Origin of the sequence: Micromonospora sp. ATCC 39149, from assembly GCF_000158815.1 — a bacterium.
Lineage (GTDB): Bacteria > Actinomycetota > Actinomycetes > Mycobacteriales > Micromonosporaceae > Micromonospora.
On the sequence record NZ_GG657738.1, the window covers coordinates 6,218,375 to 6,227,768 of the forward strand.

Here is a 9,394-nt window from a genome sequence, read left to right on the forward strand (position 1 = left end):
CGCGACGTGCGCACCCGGTACGGCGGCTTGACCGGTGTGGTGCACGCGGCCGGGGTGATGGATCCCCGACCGTGGCCGGAGAAGGACGACGCCGCCGTCGACGCGGTGCTGCGACCGAAGGTCGACGGCGTCCGGGCCCTGGACGAGGCGACCCGCGGGGACGACCTCGACGCCTTCGTGCTGTTTTCCTCAGCGGCGGCGTTGCTCGGCGACATCGGACTGGGCGACTACGGGGTGGCCAACCGGTACCTCGACGGGTACGCGCAAGCCCGCGAGGCGCGCCGGGCCCGGGGCGAGCGCCGGGGTCGTACGGTCAGCGTCAACTGGCCGCTGTGGCGCGACGGCGGCATGCACCTGCCCGGCGAGGCGATGTACCTGGCCTCGGCCGAGCTGTCGTACCTGGACACCCCAGCCGCGCTGGCCGCGTTCGACCGGATCCTGTCCGGCGGTTGGCCGCAGGCGCTCGTCCTGGCCGGCAGTCCGGCGGCACTGGACCGGCTGACAGGTGCCGCCGCGCCGTCATCCGCGCCTGCTTCTGAGCGACCCGCAGCGCCGGACGGCGTCCCCGCCGTCGTGAACGGTGCTGCTGATCCGTACGGTGCCGCCGTCCTGAATGGTGTCGCCGCCCGGAACGGCACCAGCGTTCCGAACGGCCTCGCCCCCGTGAACGGCCTTGCCCCCGCGACCGGTTCCGTCCCGGCCAACGGGGCGGCCGCCAGCAACGGCGCTGTGGCCGTGAGCACCGCGGTCGACGGGCACGACGACGCGGTCGTGCGGGATCGGCTGGCGGAGGAGCTACGGGCCATCGCCGCCGAGGTGCTCTGTGTGGACGCCGAGCGGATGGACCTGGACGAGAACCTGGGCGCCTTCGGCTTCGATTCGATCACTCTGCGGGACCTCGCCGGACGCCTCAGCGAGGTGTTCGGGGTGACGGTCACACCCACCCTCTTCTACGCCCGGTCGTCCCTGGCCGAGGTGGCTCGCTACCTGGTGGAGGAGAAGGGCGACGCGATCCGCGCCCGGTACGCCGTGCCGGCTCCGCCCGTCCCCGCGCCAGCCGACCCGGCGCCGGTCGCTGCTGTCGCACCGGCCACCCGGGTCGTCGGCCAGCCACCGGTCGGACCAGTGGCCCGGGCCGCCGCCGTACCGGTGGACGGGCCGGACCCGGCAGGGCCGGGCGGTATCGGCGGCGCGGAGCCGATCGCGATCGTCGGCATGGCCGGGGTCTTCCCCGGCGTCGCCGACCCCGACGAGTTCTGGCAGCGCCTGGTCGCCGGAGAGGACCTGGTCACCGAGGTACCAGCGGACCGGTGGAACTGGCGGGAGTTCTACAGCGAGGAACGCTTCGCGCCGGGCCGCACCCAGTCCAGGTGGGGCGGCTTCGTCGACGGGCACGACTGGTTCGACGCCGACTTCTTCGGCATCTCCCCCCGGGAGGCCGAGCTGATGGATCCACAGCACCGGCTGTTCCTGCAGGCCGCGTGGGCCGCCGTCGAGGACGCCGGATGGGTGGCCGCCGAACTGTCCGGCCGGCGGATCGGCGTCTTCGCCGGCGTCCAGTTCGCCGAGTACCAGCAGTTGCTCACCGAGGCCGGGATCAGCCAGGTGCAGGTGGGCACGGGCAACGCCCACACGATGCTGCCCAACCGGGTGTCCTACCAGCTCAACCTGCGCGGACCCAGTGAGGCCGTGGACACCGCCTGCTCGTCGTCGTTGATGGCGGTGCACCGGGCGATGCGCGCGCTGCGCGCGGGGGAGTGTGAGGCGGCGCTGGCCGGTGGGGTCAGCCTGATCCTTACGCCGTACTACTACGTGCTGTCCAACCAGGCCGGGGTGCTCTCGCCGACCGGCCGATGCCGCACCTTCGACGCCGCCGCCGACGGGTACGTGCGCGGCGAGGGCGCCGGTGTCGTGGTCCTCAAACCGCTGCGCCGCGCGCTCGCCGACGGCGACCACGTGTACGCGGTGATCCGGGGCAGTGCGGCCAACCACGGCGGCCGGGCCAGCTCGCCCACCGCGCCGAACTCCGCCGCCCAGGCCGAGTTGGTCGCCGCCGCCCTCGCCGACGCCGGCGTGGACCCGGCCACCGTCTCGTACGTCGAAACCCACGGCACCGGCACCGAGCTGGGCGACCCGGTGGAGGTGGAGGGGCTGACCGAGGGCTTCGCCGCCGCCGCCCGCGCCGCCGGCAGCACGCTCCGTCCCGGTGGCTGCGGCCTCGGCTCGGTGAAGACGCAGATCGGCCACCTCGAGCCGGCCGCCGGTGTGGCCAGCCTGGTCAAGGTGGTGCTGGCGCTGCGGCACCGCACCCTGCCCGGCGTGCTGCACCTGAACACGCTCAACCCCTACCTGACCCTGGACGGCGGGCCGTTCCACGTGGTGGGGGAGACCCGACCGTGGCTGCCCTGGCCGGACTCGGACGGCCGGCCACTGCCGCTACGGGCCGGTGTGTCGTCGTTCGGGTTCGGCGGCAGCAACGTGCACCTGGTGGTCGAGGAGGCACCGCCGCTGCCGGCCCCGCCGTCGGGCGGGCCGCAGCTTCTGGTGCTTTCCGCGCGGAACCCGCAGCGGCTGCGGGCGTACGCCGGTCGGCTCGCCACCGTCCTTGGCCGCGCCGGCGACGGTGGGTACGGCGGTGGCCCGGCGGACCTGACCCTGGCCGACGTGGCGTACACCCTGCAGACCGGGCGGGAGCCGATGGCCGAGCGGATGGCCGTGGTGGTCGGCGACATCGCCGAGACGGCCGACCTGCTGGCCCGGTTCGCCACGGACGGCCACGCCGAGGGCGTGCTCACCGGCAGGGCGGGGGCGGCCGGCGAGGCGGCCCGGTCCCTGGTGGACAGCCCGGCCGGACGGGACTACCTGCGGGCGTTGTGCGAGTCGGCCGAACTGGCCCAGCTCGGCCGGCTCTGGGTCGCCGGGGTCGCCGTCGACTGGCGGTTGCTGCACCGGGCGGCATCCCCGCGCCGGGCGCCGCTGCCGACGTACCCGTTCGCGCCGAGCCGGTACTGGTTCACCCCGGTGCTGCCCGGCACGCCGCCGACCCCCGCATCGGCCGATGTGGCGGACACCACGACCCGGCCGGCGGTACCGGAGGCGGCCGGGCCCGGCCTGCCCGACCTGTACGTACCCCGGTGGGTGCCGGCGGATCCGGCTCCCGCGACGCCACCCGCGCGGGCCGGCTGGATCCTCACCACGCCCGCCGGCCGGCCACTGGCCGAGGCTCTGGCCGGCCGCTATCCGCACGCCACCGTCGGTGACCTGGCCACCGCGAGCGTGCCCGAGGACGACGCGGAGATCTGCGTCGTGGCGGTCGACCCGCCCGGCGCGGTGCTGCCGGAGACCGACCGGGACGACGCCGCGCTCGGTCTGGTGCGGCTCGTCCGCGCCCTGGGCGCGGCCGGCCGGACCGACGCGGCCCTGACGCTGCGCGTGGTGACCGCGGGCGTGTACCCGCTCGACGGCGCCACCGCCCCCACCCCGTACGGCGCCACGTGCCACGGGCTGGCCCGCGCGGCGGCCCGCGAACACCCGTCCTGGCGGGTGCATGTGCTGGACGTCGCGGCAGCCGACTTGGCCGACCCGGGGGCGGCGGCGCAGGCCGTGATGGCGGTGGACCTGCCCGTCGGCGAGGAGGTGCTGCTGCGCGGCGTACGCCGCCTGGTACGTGAGCTGCGTCCCGCCCTGCTGCCTCCGGCGGCCCGGTCGCCGTACCGGGAGCGCGGGGTCTACCTGATCGTCGGCGGTGCCGGCGGCATCGGTGCAAAGCTGGCCGAACACCTGGCCCGGACGGTCCGGGCCCGGCTGGCCCTGGTCGGCCGGTCCGTCCCCGGCGAGGCGCACCAACGGTTGTGCGACCGGATCGCGGCAGCCGGTGGCGAGGCGGTTTACCTGTCCGCCGACGTCAGCGACCCGGCGGCGCTCGGTGCGGCCGTGGCCCAGGTCCGGCGCCGGTTCGGGGCGCTGCACGGCGTGGTGCACTCGGCCCTCGTGCTGCGCGACGGCACGCTGCGGTCGATGAGCGACGAGTGGTTGCGGGCGGTGTTCGCGCCGAAGGTCGCCGGCATGGTGGCGCTCGCCGACGCGCTGGCCGGGGAATCCCTGGACTTCCTGCTGCTGCTCTCCTCCGCGCAGTCCTTCGTGGGCGCCGCCGGGCAGGGTAACTACGCGGCGGCGTCCGCCTACGAGGACGCGTTCGCCGGGCTGCTGCGTCACCACGGCCGCTGGCCGGTATGCGTGGTGAACTGGGGCTACTGGGGCAGCGTCGGCGCGGTGGCGACCCCCGAGTACGCCCGACGGCTCGCCGCGCAGGGCGCCCGGTCCATCGAGCCGGCCGAGGGTATGGAGGTCGTCACCCGGCTGCTGGCGGGTCCGGTCGACCAGGTCCTCGCCGTGCGGACGGACCCGTCCCGGCTGGCCCAAGTGCTGCGGGTCGGCCCGTCGGCCGGGCCGGATGATGCCGCGACCCCGGCGGCTGTGGTCGGTGTGCCGGCCGAGCCGGCGCTCCCGCCGCCGGCCCGGCTGCTGGCGGACCCGCCCCGGCTCGCCGTGGACACCGTTCGCCGGGCCGGTGTGGCCTGGGACGCCCTGGACGCGCTGGCCCGCCGCTGGTTGCTGGAGACGCTGCGCGGGGCCGGTGTGCTCACCGCCGCCGGGCAGCGGAGCAGCCTCGACGAGCTGCGCGAGATCCTCGGGGTGTCCGCCGACCACGAACGGCTGCTCACCGCCCTGGTCAACCTGCTCGTCCGGGCCGGTTGGCTGACCCGCGACGGCGAGCGGCTGCTCGTCACCGCGGCGGCCGACGTCCCGGGGGTGCCGGTGGCCGACGAGGCTCGGCGGCTGGCCGCCGAGCATCCGGCGATGCGGCCCCACCTGCGGCTGCTCGACGCGTGCCTGTCCCGCTACCCGCAGGTGCTCGCCGGGCGGGTCCCGGCGACCGAGGTGCTCTTCCCGGGTGGTTCCGGTGAACTGCTCGACGGCATCTACGCCGGTGACGAGGTGACCGGCCACTTCAACGACCTGGTCGGGTACGCGGTGGCGGAGTTCGTCCGACGGCGCACGTCCGACGGCGCCGCACCGGTACGTGTCGTGGAGATCGGTGCCGGCAGCGGAGCCACCAGCGAGGTGCTGTTCCGCGTGCTGCGCCCGTACGCCGACCGGCTGCGGTACGTGTTCACCGATGTGTCCCACCAGTTCGTCTGGCGGGCCGCCGAACGCTTCGGCCCACAGTTCCCGGCGGCCAAGTTCCGGGTGCTCGACATCGAACGCGACGTCGCCGGGCAGGACTTCGTCCCGGGTGAGGCCAACCTGGTGCTGGCGACCAACGTGCTGCACGCCACCTCGGACGTGGCGGTGGCGCTGGCCCAGGCCAAGCGGCTGCTGGCGCCGGGCGGCTGGCTCGTGATCAACGAGGGCACCCGGGTGCACGACTACGCCACGCTGACGTTCGGGCTGCTCGACGGCTGGTGGCGGTACACCGACGCGATGTTGCGCATCCCGGACGCGCCGATGCTCGACCGGGACGCGTGGCTGGCGGCGCTGGCCGGTGCGGGATTCCGGGACACGGTGGTGCTCGGCCTCGGTGCCGACTGCCCGCCGAGCCTCACCGCCCAGCAGAGCGTCCTGGTGGCGGTCAGCGACGGCATGTGCGTTCCCGGGCGTTCCCCGGCCGGCGGAGTGTCCGGTGCGGCCCCGTCCGTGGCGCCGGTCCGGTCCGGGTCCCCGTCCGTCGCGGCGGTCGCGTCCGTGTCGGGCACGTCGGTGGCATCGGACGCGTCGGTGGTGCCGGCCGCGTCCGACCGGTCGTCGGCTCCGGTCCCGTCGGGTGATGCGGTTGGCGCGGCGGTCCTGGCGACGATCGCCCAGGCGCTGCGGATCGATCCGGCCGACCTGGACCCGGACGGGCCGCACGCGGACCGGGGCGTCGACTCGGTGCTCGCCATCGAGATCGCCAACACGATCAACACGACGCTGGGCGTCCGTATCCGCTCCACCGACCTGTTCAACTACGCCACCCCCGCGAAGCTGGCCGTGCACATCGGACAGCACTTCGACCCGGTACTCCCGTCGGCCGACCCGGCGACCCCACCCGCCCCGGGCGGCGAACCCGCTCCGGTCCCGGTGGACCCGGTGCCCAGCCCGGTCGACCCGGTACCGATGCGGGGCGAGCCCGTTCCCGTTCCGACCGGCCCCGCTCCGATCCGGGTCGAGCCCGCTCCGGTCGTGGTCGACGCCGTACCCGTTTCGGACGAGCCGGGTACCGGTCGGCGCGACGGCGGGACGCAGCGCCCGCTGGAGATCGCCGTGATCGGCATGTCCGGCCGCTTCCCCGGTGCCCGCGATCTCGCGGAACTGTGGGACAACCTGCGCGCCGGCCGGTGCACCGTCGGCGAGGGCGACCGGTGGTCGGCGGACAACCCGTACGACGCCCGGCGGCCCGGTCTCACGTACAGCAAGCGGGGTGGGTTCCTCACCGACATCGACCGCTTCGATCCGCTGTTCTTCAACATCTCGCCCCGTGAGGCGGCGTTGATGGACCCGCAGCACCGGCTCTTCCTCGAGGAGGCGTGGCGGGCGCTGGAGGACGCCGGCCACTCGCCGGACTCGCTGCGCGGCCGGGCCTGCGGTGTCTACGTCGGCTTCAACGGCAACGACTACTACCGGCTGGTCGAGGAGAGCGGGGTCGATCCGGACTCGCACGCCTTCGCCGGCAACAGCGAGGCGATCCTCTCCGCGCGGCTGCCGTACCTGCTCGACCTCAAGGGGCCGAGCATCACGGTGAACACCGCCTGCTCGTCCTCGCTGGTCGCGGTGGACATGGCGTGTGAAGCGATCCGGAGGGGCACGGTCGAGACCGCGCTGGTCGGCGGCGTGATGCTGATGACCACGCCGTTTTTCCACCATCTGGCGAGTCGGGCTGGGATGATCTCCCCCGCCGGGCTGTGCAAGACCTTCGCCGAAGACGCGGACGGTTTCGTACCGGGTGAGGGCGTGGGCATCGTCGTGCTCAAGAGCCTGCCGGACGCGCTGCGCGACGGCGACCACGTGTACGGGGTGATTGCCGGTTCGGGCGTCAACCAGGACGGCCAGACCAGCGGCATCATGGCGCCCAACGGCCCGTCCCAGACCGCGCTGGAGGTGTCGGTCTACGAGCGGTACGGCATCGACCCGGACCGCATCACCTACGTCGAGGCGCACGGCACCGGCACCCGACTGGGCGACCCGATCGAGGTGGACGCGCTCACCGACGCGTTTCGCCGCTTCACCGACCGGACCGGCTACTGCGCGATCGGCTCGATCAAGTCGAACATCGGCCACACACTCGCCACCGCTGGCATGGCGGGCCTGCTCAAGACCCTGCTCTGCCTGCACCACCGCACCCTCGTGCCGACCGTCAACGTGGATCGGGAGAACAGGCTCATCGACTTCGCCAACTCACCGTTCCAGGTGAACACCCGCTGCCGCCCCTGGAAGAAACCGGATGGCGGGCCCCGCTTCGCGGCGATCAGCTCGTTCGGGTTCAGCGGGACCAACGCGCACCTCGTGGTCCGCGAGCCGGTCGAGGTCGGGCCGGCACCGGCACCGGCGTTCCCGACGTACCCGGTACCGGTGTCCGGGCACACGCCTGAGACGCTGCGTGCCCGCCTGGTCGACCTGCGGGCCTGGCTGCGCGCCAACCCGGACGCCGACCTGCGCGACATCGCCTTCACACTGGCGCTCGGCCGTGCCCACCTGGCGTACCGCACCGGTTGGGTGGTGACCGGGCTGGCGGAGCTGGCCGACCGGATCGACGCGGCACTGGCCGGTACCGAGCCCCTGCCGGCCGAACCCGCCTCGGCCCGCCCCGGCCCGGCGGGTGCCCTGGACGACGGGCGGGGACGTCCGGGGCGGACCTGCCTCGAGAGGCTCGCCTCGACGTAACGGTACGTGCCTTCCCGGCACGGCGAGAACCCCGCCGTGGGCGACGCTGTTCGACGAGGCGGGCTGCCGGCGACTGCCGCTGCCGACGTACCCCTTCGCCGGTGACCGATACTGGGTGCAGTCTCCGCCGTCTCCGCCGTTCCCGCCGTCTCCGCCGTTCCCGCCGTCTCCGCCGTTCCCGCCGTCTCCGCCGTTCCCGCCGTCGCTGCCGTCTCCGGTGTCGGCTGCCGCCTTCGCCGGACCGGCGGCCGGTCCGGACACGCCGGTCGACGCCGGTGCCGCCCGGCCGCACCCGCTGCTCGGCGCGAACGTCTCCACCCTGCGCGGATACCGCTTCCGGACCCACTTCACCGGCGCCGAGTTCGTGCTGGCCGACCACGTGGTCGCCGGCCGTCCGACGCTGCCCGGCGTGGCCCAGTTGGAGTTGGCACGGGCGGCCGGGGAACTGGTGGCGGAGGAACCCATCGGCCGGCTGCACGGCGTCGTGTGGTTCCGGCCGCTGGTGGTGACCGGCGGCGGGCTGACGGTCGACGTCGGGTTGCGATCCGAGGGCGTCGCGCTGGCGTTCGAGGTGACCAGCCTCGACGGCACGGTGCTGCATGCCAGGGGCCGGCTGACCCCGACCGGAGCGGCGCGGCTTGCCCAGCCGGCACCCGTCGACCTCGTGGCACTGCGTAACCGGGCGTCGGAGCCCCTGGCCGGGACCGCGTGCTACCGGATCTTCGACGACTCCGGACTCCACTACGGACCGTCGTTCCGTGGGATCGAAGCGCTTTACCGCACGCCGGACGCCGTGCTGGCCCGAGTCGTGCTGCCGGCCGGTACGCCGTCCACCGGCTTCGTCCTGCACCCGTCGGTGCTCGACGCGGCCCTGCAGAGCGCGATCGGCTTCCGCGACGACCTGACCGACCCTGGCACGGACCAGCCGTACGTGCCCTTCGACCTGGGCGGCGTAGAGATCCTCGGCCCGGTTCCGGCCGCCGGCTGGGCGTACGCGCGACCGGCGGCGGGAGTCGCCGGGTCCGGCGGTCGCCGGCTCGACGTGGACCTGCTCGACGACACCGGCCTTCCCCGGGTACGGCTGCGGAACCTGACGCTGCGGGCGATGCCCGGCGACGGTGCCACGGGGCCGGTGGCCGCCGTACCGCCAACCGACGACGTGAACGGAACGGGGCCCTTGGACGAGCTTGAACGGATGCTCAGCCGGCTCGCTTCTGGGCATATCGACATCAGTGACGCCAAAAACCAGCTCGAGGAGATGCAGTGACCGTCACCCCGAAGACCGACGAGCTGCTGGAACAGGTCCGCTCGGGACTCCTCACCCCGGCCGAGGCAGCGGCCCAGATCCGGCGCCTGCGCGCCGCCGCGCCCGAGCCCGTGGTGGTGGGTTTGGCGGAGCGGTGGGTGGTGGAGTCTGCGTCTTTGGGTGATGTGTCGGCGTGGTGTGTGTTGGTGGTTGGTGGTGATGATGCTG

The 9,394-nt window shown here is 74.2% G+C and carries 3 protein-coding genes; all 3 read left to right on the forward strand.

Annotated elements, in window-relative coordinates:
• Positions 1-6: 6 nt before the first annotated feature.
• Complete coding sequence (locus tag MCAG_RS27015) at positions 7-7,920, forward strand: SDR family NAD(P)-dependent oxidoreductase (protein WP_007076125.1); 7,914 nt, start codon at positions 7-9, stop codon at positions 7,918-7,920.
• A gap of 217 nt (positions 7,921-8,137) precedes the next feature.
• Complete coding sequence (locus tag MCAG_RS27020) at positions 8,138-9,187, forward strand: polyketide synthase dehydratase domain-containing protein (protein ID WP_007076126.1); 1,050 nt, start codon at positions 8,138-8,140, stop codon at positions 9,185-9,187.
• Positions 9,184-9,394, forward strand: a 211-nt coding sequence (locus MCAG_RS34020) for a hypothetical protein (RefSeq protein WP_036375456.1), incomplete at its 3' end; no start/stop codon positions are given. The genes MCAG_RS27020 and MCAG_RS34020, both read left to right, overlap by 4 nt.